This window comes from Amycolatopsis sp. Hca4 (assembly GCF_013364075.1).
In the GTDB taxonomy this organism is placed as follows: Bacteria; Actinomycetota; Actinomycetes; order Mycobacteriales; family Pseudonocardiaceae; genus Amycolatopsis.
The window spans coordinates 6,051,038-6,069,145 of sequence record NZ_CP054925.1 but is presented as its reverse complement, the minus strand read 5'-3'; the positions used below and the strand labels follow the sequence as shown (position 1 = coordinate 6,069,145).

19 protein-coding genes are annotated in these 18,108 nt (G+C 71.2%); 12 read left to right on the top strand and 7 right to left on the bottom strand.

Going from position 1 to position 18,108, the window contains the following annotated elements:
- The first annotated feature begins 82 nt into the window (after nt 1–82).
- Both HUT10_RS26965 and HUT10_RS26960 read left to right on the top strand, forming a co-directional pair.
- Nucleotides 83–712 carry a PadR family transcriptional regulator gene (locus HUT10_RS26965; RefSeq protein ID WP_176173759.1) on the top strand — a complete coding sequence of 210 codons (630 nt, stop codon included), beginning with the start codon at nt 83–85 and terminating at the stop codon, nt 710–712.
- Nucleotides 713–844: 132 nt separating this feature from the next.
- Entirely contained in the window at nt 845–1,492 is a 648-nt protein-coding gene (locus HUT10_RS26960; protein WP_176173758.1) for a class I SAM-dependent methyltransferase, read from the top strand.
- Nucleotides 1,493–1,535: 43 nt separating this feature from the next.
- Here HUT10_RS26960 and HUT10_RS26955 read toward each other — a convergent pair whose 3' ends face one another.
- Nucleotides 1,536–2,294, bottom strand: a complete 759-nt coding sequence (locus tag HUT10_RS26955; RefSeq protein WP_176173757.1) for an SDR family NAD(P)-dependent oxidoreductase — start codon at nt 2,292–2,294, stop codon at nt 1,536–1,538.
- Between the two features lie 146 nt (nt 2,295–2,440).
- On the opposite strand from HUT10_RS26955, the gene HUT10_RS26950 reads away from it, so the two are divergent.
- The 3 genes from HUT10_RS26950 (at nt 2,441) to HUT10_RS26940 (ending at nt 6,056) form a co-directional block, all read left to right on the top strand.
- Nucleotides 2,441–3,745: a UDP-glucose/GDP-mannose dehydrogenase family protein gene (locus HUT10_RS26950; protein WP_176173756.1), complete on the top strand. Its 1,305-nt coding sequence runs from the start codon at nt 2,441–2,443 to the stop codon at nt 3,743–3,745.
- Nucleotides 3,746–3,878: 133 nt separating this feature from the next.
- The gene (locus HUT10_RS26945; RefSeq protein ID WP_254897048.1) at nt 3,879–4,262 is read left to right on the top strand and encodes a VOC family protein; all 384 of its coding nucleotides are present in this window, start codon (nt 3,879–3,881) and stop codon (nt 4,260–4,262) included.
- A gap of 27 nt (nt 4,263–4,289) precedes the next feature.
- Nucleotides 4,290–6,056, top strand: a complete 1,767-nt coding sequence (locus HUT10_RS26940) for a gamma-glutamyltransferase family protein (RefSeq protein ID WP_176173754.1) — start codon at nt 4,290–4,292, stop codon at nt 6,054–6,056.
- Here the strand turns inward: HUT10_RS26940 and HUT10_RS26935 are convergent.
- Both HUT10_RS26935 and HUT10_RS26930 read right to left on the bottom strand, forming a co-directional pair.
- Complete coding sequence (locus tag HUT10_RS26935) at nt 6,053–6,931, bottom strand: VOC family protein (protein WP_176173753.1); 879 nt, start codon at nt 6,929–6,931, stop codon at nt 6,053–6,055. The genes HUT10_RS26940 and HUT10_RS26935 overlap by 4 nt on opposite strands.
- Nucleotides 6,924–7,448, bottom strand: a complete 525-nt coding sequence (locus HUT10_RS26930; protein WP_176173752.1) for an RNA polymerase sigma factor — start codon at nt 7,446–7,448, stop codon at nt 6,924–6,926. The genes HUT10_RS26935 and HUT10_RS26930 overlap by 8 nt, the downstream gene beginning before the upstream one ends.
- A 240-nt stretch (nt 7,449–7,688) precedes the next feature.
- Between HUT10_RS26930 and HUT10_RS26925 the strand changes: the two genes are divergently transcribed.
- From HUT10_RS26925 to HUT10_RS26920, 3 genes are read left to right on the top strand one after another with little or no spacing between them, the layout of a single operon-like run.
- A complete protein-coding gene (locus HUT10_RS26925) occupies nt 7,689–8,195 on the top strand; it encodes a helix-turn-helix transcriptional regulator (RefSeq protein WP_254897047.1) in 507 nt (168 codons plus the stop codon).
- On the top strand, nt 8,119–8,349 hold the full coding sequence (locus HUT10_RS51255) for a Scr1 family TA system antitoxin-like transcriptional regulator (protein WP_254897046.1): 231 nt from the start codon (nt 8,119–8,121) through the stop codon (nt 8,347–8,349). Before HUT10_RS26925 ends, HUT10_RS51255 begins: the two co-directional genes overlap by 77 nt.
- Nucleotides 8,350–8,367: 18 nt before the next feature.
- Nucleotides 8,368–8,565 carry a DUF397 domain-containing protein gene (locus HUT10_RS26920; RefSeq protein WP_176173751.1) on the top strand — a complete coding sequence of 66 codons (198 nt, stop codon included), beginning with the start codon at nt 8,368–8,370 and terminating at the stop codon, nt 8,563–8,565.
- Here the strand turns inward: HUT10_RS26920 and HUT10_RS26915 are convergent.
- Nucleotides 8,531–9,955 carry an MFS transporter gene (locus tag HUT10_RS26915; protein ID WP_176173750.1) on the bottom strand — a complete coding sequence of 475 codons (1,425 nt, stop codon included), beginning with the start codon at nt 9,953–9,955 and terminating at the stop codon, nt 8,531–8,533. The two genes, HUT10_RS26920 and HUT10_RS26915, sit on opposite strands and share 35 nt — an antisense overlap.
- Nucleotides 9,956–10,057: 102 nt before the next feature.
- On the opposite strand from HUT10_RS26915, the gene HUT10_RS26910 reads away from it, so the two are divergent.
- The 3 genes from HUT10_RS26910 to HUT10_RS26900 all read left to right on the top strand — a co-directional run bounded on the left by HUT10_RS26910 (nt 10,058) and on the right by HUT10_RS26900 (nt 12,736).
- Complete coding sequence (locus HUT10_RS26910; protein WP_176173749.1) at nt 10,058–10,891, top strand: helix-turn-helix transcriptional regulator; 834 nt, start codon at nt 10,058–10,060, stop codon at nt 10,889–10,891.
- A 73-nt stretch (nt 10,892–10,964) separates the two neighbouring features.
- Nucleotides 10,965–12,071, top strand: a complete 1,107-nt coding sequence (locus HUT10_RS26905) for a sensor histidine kinase (RefSeq protein ID WP_176173748.1) — start codon at nt 10,965–10,967, stop codon at nt 12,069–12,071.
- Nucleotides 12,068–12,736, top strand: a complete 669-nt coding sequence (locus HUT10_RS26900; protein ID WP_176173747.1) for a response regulator transcription factor — start codon at nt 12,068–12,070, stop codon at nt 12,734–12,736. The genes HUT10_RS26905 and HUT10_RS26900 overlap by 4 nt, the downstream gene beginning before the upstream one ends.
- A gap of 162 nt (nt 12,737–12,898) precedes the next feature.
- On the opposite strand, the gene HUT10_RS26895 is transcribed toward HUT10_RS26900, so the two are convergent.
- The 3 genes from HUT10_RS26895 to HUT10_RS26885 form a co-directional block, all read right to left on the bottom strand.
- A complete protein-coding gene (locus HUT10_RS26895; RefSeq protein WP_176173746.1) occupies nt 12,899–13,936 on the bottom strand; it encodes a class I SAM-dependent methyltransferase in 1,038 nt (345 codons plus the stop codon).
- Nucleotide 13,937: 1 nt separating this feature from the next.
- Nucleotides 13,938–15,152: a DUF1707 domain-containing protein gene (locus tag HUT10_RS26890; RefSeq protein WP_176173745.1), complete on the bottom strand. Its 1,215-nt coding sequence runs from the start codon at nt 15,150–15,152 to the stop codon at nt 13,938–13,940.
- 158 nt (nt 15,153–15,310) lie between these two features.
- On the bottom strand, nt 15,311–16,621 hold the full coding sequence (locus HUT10_RS26885) for a hypothetical protein (protein WP_254897045.1): 1,311 nt from the start codon (nt 16,619–16,621) through the stop codon (nt 15,311–15,313).
- A gap of 61 nt (nt 16,622–16,682) precedes the next feature.
- On the opposite strand from HUT10_RS26885, the gene HUT10_RS26880 reads away from it, so the two are divergent.
- Complete coding sequence (locus tag HUT10_RS26880; protein ID WP_176173744.1) at nt 16,683–18,095, top strand: cyclopropane-fatty-acyl-phospholipid synthase family protein; 1,413 nt, start codon at nt 16,683–16,685, stop codon at nt 18,093–18,095.
- The last annotated feature ends 13 nt before the right edge of the window (nt 18,096–18,108 follow it).

Below are 18,108 nucleotides of genomic sequence, written 5' to 3'. Positions count from 1 at the left end.
TGTTTTGTCGACTAAGACACTTGCCTGCTGACACGTCCTGCGTAATACTCGTGGACGAGTATTCGTAGACGAGGAGTCGAGCATGAAGCGGCGGAAGGTCGGCAACCTGCTGGGCCTGGCCGTGCTGTCCGTCGTATCGGAACGCCCGATGCACCCGTACGAGATGGCGACCGTGCTCAAGGAACGCGGCAAGGACGAGGACCTGCCGATCAAGTGGGGCTCGCTCTACACCGTCGTCGCCAACCTGGAGAAACACGGCTTCGTCGAGGCCGTCGGCAGCGTGAAGGACGGCGGCCGACCCGAGCGGACCGTCTACCGGATCACCCCGGCCGGCCGCGCGGAGTTCGAGGACTGGGTCCGCGAGCTCGTCGGCACGCTCGACCCGGAACCGCCGCGGTTCCGCTCCGGGCTGTCGCTGATCGGCGTCCTCGGGCCGGACCAGGCGATCAGCAAGCTGCGGGAGCGGCTCGCCCGGCTCGACGAGCGGGCCGGGAAGCAGCGGGCGGTGCTGGAGCAGCTGCGGCCGCTGATGCCGCGGATCTTCCTGATCGAGGTCGAGTACGACATCGCGATGACGGAGGCCGAGGCGCGCTGGGTGCGCGGTTTCCTCGACGAACTGACCAGCGGCACCCTGCCGGGCATCGACGCCTGGCGGCGCTTCTACGAGACCGGCGAGCTCCCCGACGACTTCGGGGAGCTCGTGGAGAAATAGCACGGACCCCGGGAGGTGCTGGCACACCGCCCGGGGTCCTCGACCCCGAACCGAGCACGCCCGGTCACGAGGTGGCACCGCAAGGATAACCGGGTGGCTCTTCGGTTCGGCTCAACCGAACAGGAGAGATCCATGGAGACGACCCGCAAGCACAAAGTGCCCGAGATGGAGGGATTCCAGGCCCGCTGGTACGCCAAGAACCGCGGCACCGACGCCCAGCTCGCGCAGTACCGGCGGCAGGCGGACCAGGTCACCGCGGGCTGGCCGGAGGGCGCCGAGGTCCTCGAGGTGGCGCCCGGCCCCGGCTTCTTCGCCGTCGAGCTGGCGAAGCGCGGCTTCCGCGTCACCGGGCTGGACATCAGTCACACGATGGTGGAAATCGCCAGGGAGAACGGCCCGGACGTCGACTTCCGCCAGGGCGACATCACGCACGCGCCCTTCGCCGCGGAGTCGTTCGACTTCCTGGTCTGCCAGGCCGCGTTCAAGAACTTCCGGCAGCCGGTGACGGCGCTGGACGAGATGCACCGGGTGCTGCGGCCGGGCGGCTACGCGGTGATCCACGACCTCAACCACGAGGCCACCGGCGCGGACATCGACCGCGAGGTCGCCGGCATGCACGTCGGCGTGGTCGCCGGGTTCACCGTCCGGCAGACGCTCGGGTGGCTGCGCCGCCGCGCGTTCACGGCCGCCCAGTTCGAGACGCTGGCCGCGGAGAGCGCGTTCGGCGGCTGCTCGATCACGGCCGACGGCATCGGCTTGGAGGTCCGGCTGACCCGCTGAGCCACGACCGCCGGGGCACGAGCCCGTGCCCCGGCGGGGTGGGTCAGCGCGGGGCCATCCGCAGCGAGCCGTCCATCCGGACGACCTCGCCGTTCAGGTAGTCGTGGTCGATCAGCGACAGCGCGAGCTGCGCGTACTCGTCCGGCCGCGCGAGCCGCTTCGGGAACGGGACGCCGGCCGCGAGCGACGCGCGGAACTCGTCGCTGACCGTGGCGAGCATCGGGGTGTCGACGATGCCCGGCGCGATGGTCAGCACGCGGATGCCGTGCGAAGCCAGGTCGCGGGCGGCCGGCAGGGTCATGCCGACGACGCCGCCCTTGGACGACGAGTAGGCGACCTGCCCGATCTGGCCGTCGAACGCGGCGATCGACGCGGTGTTGATGATGACGCCGCGGGCGTCGTCTTCGAGCGGCTCGGTCTTGGCGATCGCCTCGGAGGCGATGGTCAGCACGTTGAACGTGCCGACGAGGTTGATCTGGATGACCTTCGCGTAGAGCGCGAGGTCGTGGCGGCCCTTCTTGGACAGGATCCGCGCGGACGGCCCGATGCCGGCGCAGTTCACCACGGTCCGCAGCGGCACGCCGGAGCCCGCGGCCGTCGCGACGGCCGCCTCGACCTGCTCGACGTCGGTGACGTCGGCCTCGACGTAGGTGATGCCGTCGATCTGCTCGGCCTTCTCGATGGACGACGCCAGGTCCAGCGCGAACACCCGCGCGCCCTTGGCCGCGAGCGCCTTGGCCGTGGCCCCGCCGAGGCCCGACGCGCCGCCCGTGACGAGCGCCGCCGTGTCCGTGATCTGCATCTGTGCCGTTCCCTTCGCCTGGTCCGATTCGCCGACCCAGGTTAACGCTCGTTCGCATCGGCGGGGTTCGTGTCTTCGCTCACCGCTTCCGGGCCCGTCTGTTTCCGTTAGCGCGGTGGTCACGTCCGGCTGAGACCTTCAGCAGCATGACGCCAGCTCGCATCGTGGTGGTAGGAACCGGATACGTCGGCTTGACCACGGGGGCGTGCCTGGCGAGTCTCGGGCATTTCGTCACCTGTGTGGACGTCGACCGCGCGAAGGTCTCGCGGCTGGCCGCCGGCCGCGTCGACATCCTCGAACCCGGCCTTGCCGACCTGGTCGACCGCGGGCTCGCGGCCGGGCGGCTCCAGTTCGTCGTCGGCGCGCGGGAGGCGGTGCGCCACGCGCAGGCGGTGTTCCTCTGCGTCCCGACGCCGATGGGCGCGGGTGGTTCCGCCGACCTGCGCGCGGTCGAAGCCGTCGCCGCCGAGATCAAGGACGTCCTGCCCGCCGGCTGTGCGCTGGTCACCAAGTCGACCGTGCCGGTCGGTACGTCGAAGCGGATCCGGGAGCTGGTCGGCCGCACCGACGTGCCGGTGGTGTCGAACCCGGAGTTCCTCCGCGAAGGCACCGCGGTCGCCGACTTCCTGGGCCCGGACCGGATCGTCGTCGGCTCGGACGACCTCGCGGCCGCGCGCTGGGTCGGTGAGTTGTACGCCGAGCTCGACGCGCCGGTCGTCGTCGCCGACGCGGCGAGCGCGGAGCTGGTGAAGTACGCGGCCAACTGCTACCTCGCGCTCAAGCTGTCCTACGTCAACTCGATCGCCGAGCTGTGCGAACGGCTCGGCGCGGACATCGAGCTCGTCACCGAGGGGATGGGCTACGACCGCCGGATCGGGCGGACGTTCCTCAAGCCCGGCCCGGGCTGGGGCGGCTCCTGCCTGCCCAAGGACACCAGCGCGCTGGTCAAGGTGGCCGAGTCGGTGAACTACGACTTCACCATGCTGACCTCGGCCATCGACGAGAACCTCGCCCAGCGCGACCGGATCGTCGCGAAGATCGCCGGCGCGGTCGGCGGGACACTGGCCGGCGCCCGGATCGGCGTGCTGGGCCTGGCCTTCAAGGCGGGCACCAACGACCTGCGCGACTCGCCCGCGCTCGCCGTCTCGTCGGTGCTGTGCGCGCTGGGTGCCGAGCTGATCGCTTACGACCCGGCGGTCGACGGCGAGATCGCCGGGATGACCGTCGTCGACGACGCCTACCAGGTCGCGAAGGACGCGGACGCCGTCGTCGTGCTGACCGAATGGGCCGAGTTCAAGCACCTCGACTGGGCGGCGATGGCCGAGCTCATGGAGGGCATCGACGTCGTCGACACGCGCAACCTGCTCGACCCGCGGGTGATCGTGGACGCCGGGCTGTCCTGGCAGGGCGTCGGGCGGCCGCGGGCGGCGGCGAAAATCAAGGTGTCTTGACGGTGTCCTGCCCGCTAGGGTGATCAGCACGGCATCGCGTGTCGGTCACCGGCTGGGTGAGGCATGGAGGTGGCGGGAGTGCCCCGGAGGCATTTCAACCGTGTCAGTATCCGTTTCCGTTGAATTGAACCACTTGATCGTCCCGTCCCGGAACAACCGGGAATCCGCCGAATTCCTGGCGAACCTGCTCGGCCTCGAAGTCGGGGAGGAATGGGGTCCGTTCGTCCCCGTCGAGACGCGCAACGGCGTCCGGCTGGACTTCGCGACCATCCCCGAAGAGGATCTGCGCCTGCAGCACTACTGCTTCCTGATCCCGGAGGACGACTTCGACGCCGTGTTCGCGCGGCTCGTCGAAACGGGCGTGACCTACCACGCCGATCCGATGGGGAAGCAGGTCGGCGAAATCAACCACAACCACGGCGGGCGTGGCGTCTACTTCCTCGATCCCGGCGGCAACGGGATGGAAATCATCACGCAGCCGTACGAGCCGGAGCGGCGTCGTCCGGCCACTTGGTAATTCGTTAGCGTTGCGTACTATCGGGGCATGTTCACGACGAGGCCGGAGCTGACCGGCACCTTCGGGATGGTGGCATCGACGCACTGGCTGGCTTCGGCCACCGGGATGGCGGTGCTGGAGGACGGCGGCAACGCGTTCGACGCGGCGGTCGCCGCCGGCTTCGTCCTGCAGGTCGCCGAGCCGCACCTGTGCGGCCCGGCCGGGCAGGTACCCGGCCTCTTCGTGACGGCGGACGACCCGACCCCGCGGGCGCTGGCCGGACAGGGCCCGTCGCCCGCGGGGGCCACGTCGTCGCACTTCGCCTCGCTCGGGCTGGACCTCATCCCGGGCAGCGGCCTGCTCCCGGCGACCGTCCCGGGCGCCTGGGACGCGTGGCTCCTGCTGCTGCGCGACTACGGCACGAAGCCGCTGCGCGAGGTGCTGAAGTACGCGATCGGCTACGCCCGCAACGGCGTCCCGCTGGTGTCGCGGGTCAGCGACACCATCCAGGCGGTGTCGCGGCTGTTCACCGAGCACTGGCCGACGTCGGCGGCGCTCTGGATGCCGGACGGCAAACCCGCGGCCGGCCTGCACCGGAACCCGGCGCTGGCCGAGACGTGGGAGCGCCTGCTGCGTGAAGCGGAGTCCGCGTCCGGGCGCGAGGCGCAGATCGACGCGGGCCGCCGCGCCTGGTCGCAGGGGTTCGTCGCCGAAGAGATCGATGCGTTCAGCCGCACCGCGTTCCGCGACGACTCCGGCCGCGACCACGCGGGCCTGTTGACCGGCGACGACCTGGCCTCGTGGTCGGCGACGTACGAGGACCCGGCGTTCGTCGACGTCGGCGACTGGCGCCTGGTCAAGATGGGCGGCTGGACGCAGGGACCAGCACTGCTGCAGCAGGCGTTGCTGTTGCACGGCTTCCGCGACGAGCTGTCCTATGTGGATGGAATCCCTACGGAACGCACGGTGCACCTGGCCACCGAAGCGGCGAAGCTGGCCTTTGCCGACCGCGAGGCCTGGTATGGCGACACCGACGTGCCCCTCGACGTACTCCTTTCGCCGTCGTACACGGACGCCCGCCGCGCCCTGATCACCGACACGGCGTCCCCCTTGCTCCGTCCCGGCGACGCCCGCGGCCCGGCCCGTCTCCCGGCCATCCTGGACTCCCTGCAGGGCATCGAAGCGGGCGCCGGCGCCACGGGCGAGCCGACGGTCGGCCCCCAGGGCCAGACCCGCGGCGACACGGTCCACCTCGACGTCGTCGACGCGGCGGGCAACCTGGTGTCGCTGACCCCGTCCGGCGGCTGGCTGCAGTCGAGCCCGACGATCCCGTCGCTGGGCTTCTGCCTGGATTCCCGCGGCCAGATGTTCTGGCTGGAGCAGGGCCTGCCGAATTCCCTGGAGCCGCGCAAGCGCCCGCGCATCACGCTGTCCCCGTCGCTGGCCCTGCGAGCCGGAGTCCCCACCCTGGCCTTCGGCACCCCGGGCGGCGACCAGCAGGACCAGTGGCAGCTGTGCTTCTGGCTGGCCCACGTGTACGGCGGCCTGAACCTGCAGGAGTCGATCGACTCCCCGGCCTGGCACACCACGGCGTTCCCGAGCTCGTTCTACCCGCGCGCGTGGAACCCCCGCGAGCTGGTGGTGGAGTCGCGGCTGGGCACGTCCACATTGGACGCCCTCCGCGCCCGCGGCCACCAGATCGTGGACGCGGGCGACTGGTCACTGGGCCGTTTGTCGGCGGTTTCCCGCACCAACGGCCTTCTGCGAGCGGCGGCGAACGCGCGAGGAATGCAGGGCTACGCGGCGGGGCGTTAGGGCTTCTCCCACAGCCAGAACTCGATGCCCTGGTTGTCGGTGCAGTCAGCGGTCGTCCCGTACGGGTGGTTCTCGACTTCCCCGGCCTGCCCACCCTGCTCGCGGACGCGCACCAAGGCCGCCTCGAGGTCGTCCACCGCGTACATCAGCTTCCAGCCGACCTGCCGGTCGCCTGCCCACAGCCCGCCTTCGAGACCGGGGCCCGCGAAGCCCCACGCGTCGGACACCGAGCCCGGGGTGAACTGCCAGCCGAGCACCGCGCCGTAGAACGCCTTCGCCGGCTCGGCCTCCGGGACTTGGAAGGTGAAGTACATGGCTTCGCCGTGCCGGGCGGGCTTCGGGCCCGCGGCCGGGGTGGCCGCCTGCGAGACCAGCCAGCGCTGGCCGAACGGGTCGCGGAACGAGCCGCCGCGCCCGTACGGCGAGTCGCTCACCGCGCGGATCAGCGTCGCGCCCAGCTCCAGCGCGCGGGCCACGCTGGCGTCGACGTCCGGCACCTCGACCCGCACCGACGCCCCACCCTCGCGCGGCGCCACGTGCCCGATCTCGGGGTACTCCTCGGCGAGCATCAGCACCGCGTCGCCGATGGCCAGCTCCGCGTGCCCGACGCGGCCGTCGTCCATCAGGATCGGGTCGCCGCGGCGGACCGCGCCGAAGACGTCGACGTAGAAGTCGAGCGCCGCCCGCGCGTCGGAAACAGCGAGGTAGGGGGTCAGCGAGCGCAGTTCGGCGGCGGCCGCGGGCGCTTCGGTGGTGGTCATGTCGGCTCCGTTCAGGATGGCGCGACGCAGCTGGTCACGCAGTTCGGCGGCGAAGTCCGGGTCGGGCGCGACCCGCTCGGAGGGACGGCGCAGCGCGTCGAACGGCTCAGGCATCGCGACCCTCCTTCTCCTGGTAAGCGCGCCGGAACGCGGCCCGCGCCCGGACGAGCAACGCCTCGGTGGCGTGCACACTGCGCCCCAGGTGGCCGGCGACCTCGGGAACCCCGAGGCCGTCGACGTACCGCAGCGTCAGCGCGGCCCGGTGGTGCGGCCCCAGTGAGTCGAGCACCTGTCTCGCACGCAGGGCGTCGAGCTGCTCGTCCCAGGGGTCATCGACGTCCGGTTCACTGTGGTGGACCAGCCGCAGCCCGCGTTCCTCACGTTCTTTGCGCCGCCAGTGGTCGGCGAGCTTGTGCCGGGCAACGCCGATCAGCCACCCGGTGCTCACTGGAGGTGCGTATTCCTTGCGACAGGCGGCGACCGCCCCGAGGAAGGTCTCGGAGGTGAGCTCCTCGGCAAGCGTGCGATCACCGCACCGGGACAGCAGGTACCCGTAGACCTCCGGCAGCGCGGTCTCGTAGAGCCCGAGCAGCGCGAAGGCCGGGTCCGGTCGCACCCGAGGTTCCGTCACACCCTCATAGTCGTCCGGCGACCCGGTTTTCCGACGGGTGAACTTCCAAGATTTTCCCCGGCGGTGACCACGTGGTCACCGCCGGGGAAAGCGCGATAGACGCTGACGACGAAAGCCGTGGGCCGTGCGCGCTGCCCCCGTATGCTCCCTGCTTCACGTCGGTACTCCAGCCAGCAGGTTCTCGCCGCGAATCGGCGCGACACGGTCCGTGCGGAGATCCGACACCGGGCTGCCGTTGTGGTGACCGACAGCGAGGGGTGTTCCATGGACCGGCCGGCCAAGCCGAACTACCGGCGACGCCAGCTCGGCCGAACCCTGCGCAAACTACGCGAGGCAGCCGGGCTCAGCCAAGAGGACGCCGGCCGCCCGCTCCGGTTCTCCACGTCGAAGATGAGCCGGATCGAGCAGGGGTACATCCCGGGCTACAACGACTTCCTCGCCCTGCTCGACCGCTACGGCATCATCGCCTCGGACTACGACGAGTACGTGCGGATGTTCGACTACGCCAAGGAAAAGGGCTGGTGGCACGCGTTCGGGTTGAGCGATCGCGGGTTCGTGAGCGTGGAGGCCGAAGCATCGCAGATTCGCACGTACCAGCTCGGCTTTGTGCCTGGCTTGATGCAGACCGAAGTTGTGCGACCGCGCCGCCCTGCCGAACGTTGCGTTCCAGGTGATCCCGCGATCGATCGGCTCGCACGATGGGCTGTACAGCAACTTCATCATCGCCGGGTTTCCCGAGCGCGCTGAACCTGATCTCGCCTACGTCGAATACGGGTTCGGGTCGTTGCAGATCGAAAAGGAGGCCGAGGTTCGCGCTGCTAGCCTGATGTTCGAACATCTCGCCGATCTGGCTCTGGACGATAACGATTCTCGTGCCCTGATCGAGGGGATGATCACCTGAGCAGAAGGGCGCACAGTGATGCAGTGGCGGAAGAGCAGCTACAGCGGCGGGTCCGGCAGCAACGACGACTGCGTCGAGGTCGCCTTCACCAGTGCCACCATCGCCACCCGGGACTCGAAAGCCCCCGCGGCCGGGGCACTCGAAGTGCCGCCGGCCGCGTGGTCCGCCTTCCTCTCCGCCCTCACACCCGGGGGTCCGGCAGCCGCCGTCCGGTGATCGCGACCACTGTCGCCAGGACCGCCACCACGGCGATCACCACTGCGAACGCGTCGCGCGAACCCAGCGAACCCGACAGCGCCGCGTACAGGCTCCCCAGCGTCGCCACCCCCAGCGCCAGCGATGTCTGCTGGTTCGTCGTCATCACGCCCGACCCCACGCCCGCCAGGTCCGTCGGCACGTGGGACAGCACGATCCGGAACAACGTCGTCATCGCCAGCGCGTTGCCCACGCCGATCGCCACCATCGACGGGGCCAGATCCAGGATCGTCACGTGCGGCCAGGCCGACAGCGTCGTGCACAGCAGCGCCACCATGCCCAGCGCCGTAATCGCGCCGCCGAGCGGGACCACCTTCTGGCCGTAGCGGGCCACCAACCGGCTGCTCAGCATCGACACCGTGAAGTACGCGACCGCTAGCGGGGTCAGCGCGCCGCCCGCGCCCAGCGGGCCGAAGTGCAGGCCCTCCTGCAGCGTCATCGCGAACACGAACATGAACGAACCGAACGCGCCGAAGAACGGCACCGCCACCATCAGCCCGCGCCGGACGCTCGGCAGCTTCATCACCGACGGCGGCAGCAACGGTGTCCCGCCCCGGCGCTCCAACCGGCGCTCGACGTGGACGAAAGCCGCCGCGGAAAACGGCGACACGACCAGCAGCGCGATCGTCCACACCGGCCAGCCCAGTGCGCGGCCCTCCATCAGCGGGACCAGCAAAGACAGCAGCGTCACGGCCAGCAGCGCCGTCCCCAGCCGGTCGACGCCCAGCGGGTTGTGCGCGCGGCTCTCCGGCAGCTTGCGCGACATGACCAGCACCACCAGGCCGATCGGGACGTTCACCAGGAAGATCGGCCGCCAGCCGGTGCCCCACAGGTCCGCCGCCACCAGCCCGCCGCCCAGGAGCTGGCCGACCACCGTGGAGATGCCGCCCGTCGCGCCGAACAGGCCGAGCGCACGTGAGCGCTGCTCGCCCGACGTCGTCGCCTGGATGATCGAAAGCACCTGCGGCAGCAGCAGGGCCGACGCCGCCCCCTGCGCGGCGCGGGCCACCACCAGCGTGCCGGCCGTCGGGGCGATTCCGCAGGCCAGGGACGTCAGCGTGAACAGCCAGAGTCCGGCGATGAACAGCCGCCGCCTGCCGAACGAGTCGCCGAGGCGGCCGCCGACCACCAGCAGCACCGCGTACGCGATGCCGTAGGCCGCCACCACCAGCTCCAGGGTGGCGGTGGACGCGTGCAGGTCGGCGTCGATCGTCGGCAGGGCGACGTTGACGATGAAGAAGTCGATGATCGGCAGTGCCGCCCCCAGCAGCACCGTGACCAGGCCGGCGGGGGTCAGTCCCGGCCGGGCGAGGGCGCCGGTGGTGCTCGGCGCAAGGGAGGTCGTGGTCATGGGTACTACGATCGACCCGCTGGGAAACTGGTACCAGTTGTTGTTTATCCAGGTACCAGCCACTACCTGGTACCAGTTTCCGGAGCGTGCCATCCTGGCACCATGACCACCGCCGTCGAATCCGACCTGCGCCGCCAGGAGCTGGCCAGGTTCCTGCGCAGCCGTCGCGAGCGGATCACGCCCGAGCAGGTCGGCCTGCCGATCGTCGGCCGCCGTCGGACGCCGGGGCTGCGCCGCGAAGAGGTCGCGCAGCTCGCCGGGGTCGGGGTCACCTGGTACACGTGGCTCGAGCAGGGTCGCGACATCAACGCGTCCGAGCAGGTCCTGCAGGCGATCGCCCGCACGCTGCGGCTCGACCCGCACGAGCACGTCCACCTCTTCCGGCTGGCCGGAGCGCCCGCGCCGGAGGGCGAAAAGGACTGCCAGGTCATCACGCCGGCCATGGAGCTCATGCTGAAGAAGCTGGAGCCGTACCCGGTCGCGATCCGCAACGCCCGCTGCGACCTGCTCGGCTACAACCGCGGCTACACCTGGCTGATGGGCGACGTCGACGCCATCCCGTTCGGCGACCGGAACACCCTGGTCCAGTGCCTGCTCAACCCCGAGTGGCGCCGGCGGATGCTCGACTGGGACGCGAACATCCCGCGCGTGATCGCCTCCTTCCGCGCGGCGATGGCCGACCACGTCGCCGAGCCGGCGTGGAAGCAGCTGGTCAAGCGGCTCAAGGCCGAGTCGCCGCTGTTCGCCGAGCTGTGGCCGCACCACGACGTCAACTCCGAGCCGATCCGCACCAAGCGCTACCTGCACCCGGACGTCGGGCTGCTGCAGTTCAACTTCACCTACCTCTACTACGGCCGCCGCTCCGAGATCACCATGTCGACCTACACCCCGGCCGACGAGGAAACCGCGGCGAAGCTGCCCCTCGTGTTCGACTGAGCCTGACGACGTACGCCGGCCGTGCGCTCCGGGGCGGACGCGCGGACCGGCCGTGACCGGTAGTTTTCGCGGCATGAGATGGCCGCCCTGGGTGGGACGCGTGGTGCGCACCGTCGTCGTCACCGTGTTCGTGCTCGGGGCGACCAGCGGTTCGTCGCGCTGGCAGCCCGGGGCTCCGCCGATGACGCCGCTCGCGGCCGCGTGGCTGGTGGCCACCGGGCTGACGCTGCTGGCCGTCCACCGCTTCCCGCTCACGATCTTCCTGGTCACCACCGCGTCCGCGTTCGGCTACTACGCCTCCGGGCTGCCCGGCGGCCCGATCATCGTCGTCCCGACCGTCGCGTTGTTCCTGCTCACCCGGCAGCGCGGCCCGCTCACCGCCGGGATCACCGGTGCCTCCGCGCTCGGCGTCCTCTTCCTGGCCCACTTCCTGACGTCGGGGTCGTTCGCACTGGCGGTCGGCGCCGGGTTCCTCGTCGTGTGGCTGATCGCGGTGATCGGCATCGGCACCGCCGTCCGGTACCAGCTCGACGCGCTCGCCGCCCGTCGCGCGCAGGCCGACGAGCACCGCCACCGGCTCGCCGAGCAGGAACGCCTGCGCATCGCCCGTGAGGTCCACGACGTCGTCGCGCACAGCCTCGCCATGATCAACGTCCAGGCCGGCGTCGCCGCGCACGTCGCCGACCGGCGGCCCGAGCAGGCGAAGGAGGCGCTGCTCAACATCAAGGCGGCCAGCGCGTCCGCGCTCAACGACCTGCGCGCCACCCTGGCCGTGCTGCGCTCGGGGCAGGACAAGGCACCCGCGCCGAGCCTCGCCCAGGCCGGTGAGCTGCTGGACCACGTCCGCGACGCCGGGCTCACGGTCGAGGTCCACGGCGAGCCCGGCACCCTCCCGGCCCCGGTGGACGCGGCCGCCTACCGGATCCTGCAGGAGTCGCTGACCAACGTCGTCCGGCACGCCGACCAGGCGAACCACGTCGAGGTCCGGTTCCAGCGAAAACCGGGGACGTTCACGCTGCGGGTGCGCGACGACGGCCGCGGCACCGCCCAGCCGACGCCGGGCCACGGGCTGCGGGGCATGGGCGAACGGGCCGCCGCACTCGGCGGCCGGTGCACCGCCGGGCCGGTCGAGGGCGGTTTCGAAGTGTGCGTCGAGCTACCGATCGAGGGGGAAGCATGATCCGCGTCCTGCTGGCCGACGACCAGGTCCTGGTCCGCGCCGGGTTCCGCGTGCTGCTGGAGACCGAGGACGGCTTCGAGGTCGTCGGCGAGGCAGGCGACGGCGAGCAGGCGGTCGCCGGCGCGGTCGAACACAAGCCGGACATCGTCGTGATGGACATCCGGATGCCCGGCGTCGACGGCCTCGAAGCGACCCGCCGGATCACCGCGAACCCCGACCTCGCCGGGACGAAGGTGCTGGTCCTGACCACCTTCGACGTCGACGAGTACGTCTACGAAGCCCTGCGCGCCGGCGCCAGCGGGTTCCTGCTGAAGGACACCGAGCCGGTCGAGCTGCTTCGCGCGCTGCGGGTCGTCGCGGACGGGGAGGCACTGCTGGCGCCGACCGTCACCCGCCGGCTGATCCAGGAATTCGTCGGACGCCCGGAACACCGGCGCATCGACACCGGCGCCGTCCGCGAGATCACCGACCGCGAGCGCGAGGTGCTCGGCCTGGTCGCGGGCGGGCTGTCGAACGACGAAATCGCCGCCCACCTCGTGATCTCCACGGCGACCGCGCGCACGCACGTCAGCCGCATCATGACGAAGATCGGCGCGCGCGACCGCGCCCAGCTGGTGGTGCTGGCCTACGAGTCCGGGCTCGTCACACCGCGTCGCCCCGCCTGACCCGGCGCACGACGCGGACCGCGCGCACCAGGAACACCACGGCGAGGACACCGACCAGGCAGATCCAGATCACGGCGCCTCCTCTCCCGGCCGATGCTCTGCTCAGTAGGCGTCCGAGAGGGGGATGGCGTTCACCGACACGGCGGAAGTCACACCTTCGGGCTATTCCGCGACCTTCTGCAGCCAGATGTTGCCGCCGGAGTTGCCGGCCAGCTCGGGAACGCGGCCTTCCAGCAGGTCGCGGTGGTGGGCCCACATGAACTGCTGGTACCAGCGGATCTCGAACCGCCGGTTGTACATCAGGAACGCGCGGAGCAGGTAGTCCTCCTGCCACGCCCGCCCTTCCACCAGCCAGTCCATCGGGTACTCGAACGGGAAGAAGACGTCGTGGACGTGCACCCAGACGCCGTCGTTCAGCCGGGGGAGGACCTCGAAGAACAGGTAGTTGACGTCCGAGCCGGCCTTGACCACGTGGGTCGAGTCGATGAACAGCACGTCACCGGCCTGCAGCTGGGCGAACGTCTCCAGGGGGACGTCCTGCACCGCCTGGCCGAGCACCCGGACGCGGTCCTCGTCCCCGGGCCGGAACAGGCTCTGCAGCAGCTGCGGGTACGGCTCGACGCAGGTCAGCTCCAGCTCCGGGAGCCAGCCGTCGGCGGTGTCGAGCGTCATCGCCGTCGAGTAACCCGAACCGACCTCGATCATCCGCTTCGGGCGCAGGTGCCGCAGCATCGTGTGCAGGATGATCGCGTCCGACCACGAGTACGCGGTGTTCTCGTAGAAGTAGCGGTGCTCCTCGCTGCGCTCGGCGGTGAACGGCAGCTCGCCGGCGAGGTCGGCGAGGGCGCCGAACAGCTCGACCTGCTCCGCTTCCCGCAGGTCGATCGCCGCGGGCCGGGCGTCGATGTCGAACATCGACGCCGCCCGGGCGCCGATCTCCTCCTTCGACGCGAACGGCGAGTAGAAGTGCCCCGGCGGCACCCAGGTGCGGTACTGCTCCTCGAACGCCTGCTTCTCCTGGAGGACCTCGGCGTGCCGCGCCTGCAGCTCGTCGTGGTGGTTCATCAGGCTCTCGTAGCGCGCGGACAGCTGGTCGTAGCGCGCCGACAGCCGGTCCGCCCGGATGGTCAGGTCGTCGTAGGACTTCCGGGCCACCGCGTACCGCTTGACGATCCGGCGGAGCCGCTTCTCCAGCGTCATGTCAGCTGTTCGTCCGCTCGGTGGGCGGCGACTTCTGCACCTGCGAGTTGAGCAGCGTCTTGAACGAAGCCAGCGCCTTGTCCTTGTCCGGGCCGTAGGCGTCGACGATGATCACGCGGCTGTACAGCACGTACACCGCGCGGTAGACGTACTGCTGGCCGCCGTCGGGCGTGGCGAACACCGGCACGCCGTGCAGCGACAGGTCGCGCGCGGCGGTCAGGCCGCCTTCCTGCTGGGCGTTCGCGTACTCCTGCGCGACCGGCGTGGCGGCCTGCGGGTTCGGCATCTCGAGGGCGTACAGGCCGAGCGTGACGTCACCGTCGGTCGAGGTCTTGAGCAGGCCTTCCGTCATGCCGCCGGTCTTGAGCCGCTCGACGACGGTGGTCGGCAGGAACTTCGCCGCCTCCAGCTTGGCGATGTCGAACGTGCCCCCGCCCGCCCGGGTCTTGCCGGGCGGGGTGGCCAGCGCCGAGGAGTTGTCGCTCGGCTCGGCCTTGGCGGCGGGCGGTTCCGGCAGCGGCTTGCTCGTCGGCACCGGCGGCGGCTGCTGGCTGGTGCTCTGCTGCGCGACCGGGGTGGTGCCGTTGTCCTTGATGAACAGCGCCCAGACGCCGAACCCGAGACCCGCCAGCACGACCAGCCCGAGCGCGGCGAAGGCGATCTTCTTGCCCTTGCCGGACGACGGCTGGGTCTGGAACGTCTCCGGGCCCTGGCTGATCCACTCGGCGTTGGTCGAGGGGTTCACCGGCGGGAAGTCCGAGCCGCCCCACGGCGGAGCGGCGTCCGGCTGGGCCGGGCCCCACGGGTTCTGCTGTGGGTGCTGCGGCGCGGGGAACCCGCCGGCGGGCGACTGCTGGCTGTAGGGCTGCTGGTACTGCGGCATCGGCTGCGGGAACCCGCCCGAAGGGGAGTTCTGCTGCTGCCACGGCTGCACGGCCTGGGTGCGCTCGCCGCTCGCGTCGGCCGAGGAGACGATCTGGGTGGCCTCGGCCGAGGCGCTCGAGTCCGGCTGCTTCCCCGGCGGGGCCACCGGCGGGATGATCTGCGTCTCCGCGGCGGAGGGGGACGACGGCTGCGCGGGCGCCTGCTGGGGACCGTCGGCGTTCGTGACGGCCATGCTCAGCACGCGATCGCGCCGGATCCGGTACTCGTCCGCCGTCAGGCTGCCGGCCGCGAGCTCCTCGTCCAGCCTGCGCAGATCTTCCTGCCAGGTCACCCCTGGTACCCCCTTCGGGTAGTCGTCCCCGAACCATGCGAACGTGCTGCCTCGCGGCCGAAGACCCGGGCCGCACGCAGTCATTGTGCACGGGTGGGCTCACCCGCCGGCGGCCACCACCCCGTCGTCACCGATGTGAGACGGTCCGGCCGTCGAGGTCAGCGCGGGTGCCGGGCCAGTGCCTTCGCCAGCTCGTCGATCGTCTGGTCCCGCAGCAGCGCCGAAGAGCCGCCGGTGACACTGCGTTCGACGAACTCGAACGTCACCACGTCCCGGTCGGCGAACAGCTCGGCGAGCTGCTCGACGTTGCTCTGCCCGACGGTGTCGCTGTGCACGATGGTGACGTCCTGGCAGGTCGCGGCCAGGAACGGCGTGGCGAACTGGGTGAAGGAGTCGGCCACGATCCCGATGCTCGGCCGGAGCGAGCCGGCCGGCCGGGCCCCGTCGGGCTGCGTCAGGCGCAGCGGCGACCGGAAGTCGCTCGCGATGTAGCGCGCGCGGTCCTGGCCGCCGTCGGTGGACAGGCTGTAGGTGGGGAGGCTGCGCTGTTCGGTGCGGCCGAGCAGCCGGGCGAGGTCGGCGGGCCACGGCCGGACGCCGTTCGGCGCCGCGCGCCAGTTCACCGTGCTGCCGGGCGCGATCGCCTGGCCGAGCGCGTAGGTCATGACGAGGCCGCCGTCGTACGACCAGTGCGTGTCGTTCGGGTCGTAGAGCGACCGGCCCAGCCGCTGCTCGGCGTCGGCGAGCGCGGGCCGCAGGTCGAGCGCGCCCGTCTCGCGCGGCACCCGGTTCCAGAACGCGGTGGTCCTGGCCTGCGCGCAGGCCTTGCCGACGTAGTCGTCGGGCAGGTGCGACGGCTCCTGGGTGTACTTGTCCGGCGCGAAGACCAGCACGAACTTCCGGCCGGAGCTCTCGACCGCCCCGCGCAGCCGCCGGAGCGCGGAGACGACGTGGTCGAGGTCCATCACCGGACGGCACTTCGCGTTGACGTCCTCGCCGAGGTAGAGCCAGCCGTCCTTGCCCGGGATGACCTGCGGGTAGACGTACCCGGGGACGTCACCGGTGCCGGACTGGCCCTGGTCGACGCCGACCGTGCCGTGGTTGGTGCCCTGGCCGGACCCCGGCGGGTCGCCGAAGACGCCGGTGCTGATCTGGTCCGCCGCCTGGACACCGACCTGGCGCAGCGGCAGGTGGTCGGTGGCCCAGCCGGTGAGTTCCGGGAAGAAGTTCCAGCCGTCGCCGAGGCTCGGGAACGGCCGCAGCGGCCGGTTCTCGAACGCGGTCGGCTGCACCCCCGCGACCCACAGCAGGACCGGCGCGAGGAAGAAGACGATCGCGCAGGTCAGCGCCGTGCGCTGGCGGCTGCTGTGCCGGGGCCGGTAGAGGTTGTGCTCGTTCGGGAGCCAGGACTCCGGCGTCTGCGGCAGCTTCGCGTCGGCAGGCGACTGCGGACGGAGGCGGGAGGGCACGGTCGTATCCTAGCGCCGGGCGGGGCCGGACCGGCCGGATCCGGGGAAGCGGGAACGTGCGATGAGCGGTGGGCGAGGACCCGGTTACGAGCAGCGGCTGGCCAGGGAACGCGAGACCTTCGCCGGTCAGGTCGAGGTGCACGGCAACCTGCCGGAGTCGGCGCACCACTGGTCCGCGCGGCACATGCTGCCCAAGCTCCAGGCCCTCGGCGTCCCCGGCATCGGCGAGCTGATCACCGGCGAAATCGGCGCCCGCGCGCAGCGGCTCGACCGGGACGTCGTCGTGCTTTCCCTGGGCAGCGGCAACGGCGACCAGGAGCTCGGCTGGCTGCGGACGCTGGCGGAATCGGGGCAGCACAACGTGCGGCTGCGGCTGCTGGAGCTGAACCCCGACATGCAGGCCCGCGCCGAGGCGTCCGCCCGCGAGCAGGGGGTCGCCGATCGGGTCGAGCTGATCACCGCGGACTTCAACACCTGGCGCGCGGACGCCGCGCACGACGTCGTCGTCGGGTTCCAGGCCCTGCACCACGTCCTCGACCTCGAACACCTCTACGGCCAGATCCGCGACGGGCTCGACCCCGACGGCGTGCTCGTCGTGCACGACATGATCGGCCGCAACGGCCACCGCCGCTGGCCCGAGGCACTGGAGGTCGTCGACCGGATCTGGGCGACGCTGCCGGCGCGGCTGCGCCGCAACGCACTGACCGGCGAGGTCGACGAACGGTTCGTCGACATCGACTGCGCGGCCGACGGCTTCGAGGGCATCCGCGCCCAGGACGTCCTGCCGGTGCTGCTCGAGTACCTGCACCCCAGCCTCTTCCTGCCCTACGCCAACGTCATCGACCCGTTCGTCGACCGGATCTACGGGCCCAACCTCGACCTGGCCGACCCCGCCGACGTGCGGCTGCTCGACCACCTCGGCGATCTCGACGACACGCTGGTCGACCTCGGGATCGTCAGCCCGACGCACCTCACCGCGCTGTTCCACCCGGCGCCGCGGCCCCTGCGGGTGCACGGTGCGCGGACGCCGGAGCGGTCGGTGCGCGACACGCGGGTCGTCGACCCCGCCGGCCGCGTCTCGTTCCGGCCCGGCGGGAACCCCGGGGAACGGCTGGTGGGCGGGGCCGGCGTCGTGACCGGCCGGATGAACGGCGTCGAGCACGACGACTGGGCCGGCCCGTCGGCCGAGTTCCCGCTGCTGACCACGGCCGCGGTCGAGGCCGTCGAGCTGCGCACCTACCTGCCGGACGACTCCGCCGACCACGGCAGCGTGACGATCGCGGTCGACGGGGAGCCGGTGGCGAAGGCGGACGTCGGGCCCGGGCTCGTCGAGCAGGTCGTGCCGGTGCGGATCGCGGCGCACCGGCAGGTCCGGTTCTCGCTCGACGCCGACTGGTCGATCACCGCCGGTTCCGGCGCCGATCGGCGGACGCTGTCCTACATCCTGGTCGGGCTGCGGCTGCTGGAAAGGTGAGGGCGGCCCCGGC

Excerpts from the sequence above, each read along its gene's own strand:
- HUT10_RS26965 (WP_176173759.1), top strand. The coding sequence starts at position 83 with ATGAAGCGGCGGAAGGTCGGCAACCTGCTGGGCCTGGCCGTGCTGTCC.
- HUT10_RS26960 (WP_176173758.1), top strand. The coding sequence starts at position 845 with ATGGAGACGACCCGCAAGCACAAAGTGCCCGAGATGGAGGGATTCCAG.
- HUT10_RS26955 (WP_176173757.1), bottom strand. The coding sequence starts at position 2,294 with ATGCAGATCACGGACACGGCGGCGCTCGTCACGGGCGGCGCGTCGGGC.
- HUT10_RS26950 (WP_176173756.1), top strand. The coding sequence starts at position 2,441 with ATGACGCCAGCTCGCATCGTGGTGGTAGGAACCGGATACGTCGGCTTG.
- HUT10_RS26940 (WP_176173754.1), top strand. The coding sequence starts at position 4,290 with ATGTTCACGACGAGGCCGGAGCTGACCGGCACCTTCGGGATGGTGGCA.
- HUT10_RS26935 (WP_176173753.1), bottom strand. The coding sequence starts at position 6,931 with ATGCCTGAGCCGTTCGACGCGCTGCGCCGTCCCTCCGAGCGGGTCGCG.
- HUT10_RS26920 (WP_176173751.1), top strand. The coding sequence starts at position 8,368 with ATGCAGTGGCGGAAGAGCAGCTACAGCGGCGGGTCCGGCAGCAACGAC.
- HUT10_RS26915 (WP_176173750.1), bottom strand. The coding sequence starts at position 9,955 with ATGACCACGACCTCCCTTGCGCCGAGCACCACCGGCGCCCTCGCCCGG.
- HUT10_RS26910 (WP_176173749.1), top strand. The coding sequence starts at position 10,058 with ATGACCACCGCCGTCGAATCCGACCTGCGCCGCCAGGAGCTGGCCAGG.
- HUT10_RS26905 (WP_176173748.1), top strand. The coding sequence starts at position 10,965 with ATGAGATGGCCGCCCTGGGTGGGACGCGTGGTGCGCACCGTCGTCGTC.
- HUT10_RS26900 (WP_176173747.1), top strand. The coding sequence starts at position 12,068 with ATGATCCGCGTCCTGCTGGCCGACGACCAGGTCCTGGTCCGCGCCGGG.
- HUT10_RS26895 (WP_176173746.1), bottom strand. The coding sequence starts at position 13,936 with ATGACGCTGGAGAAGCGGCTCCGCCGGATCGTCAAGCGGTACGCGGTG.
- HUT10_RS26880 (WP_176173744.1), top strand. The coding sequence starts at position 16,683 with ATGAGCGGTGGGCGAGGACCCGGTTACGAGCAGCGGCTGGCCAGGGAA.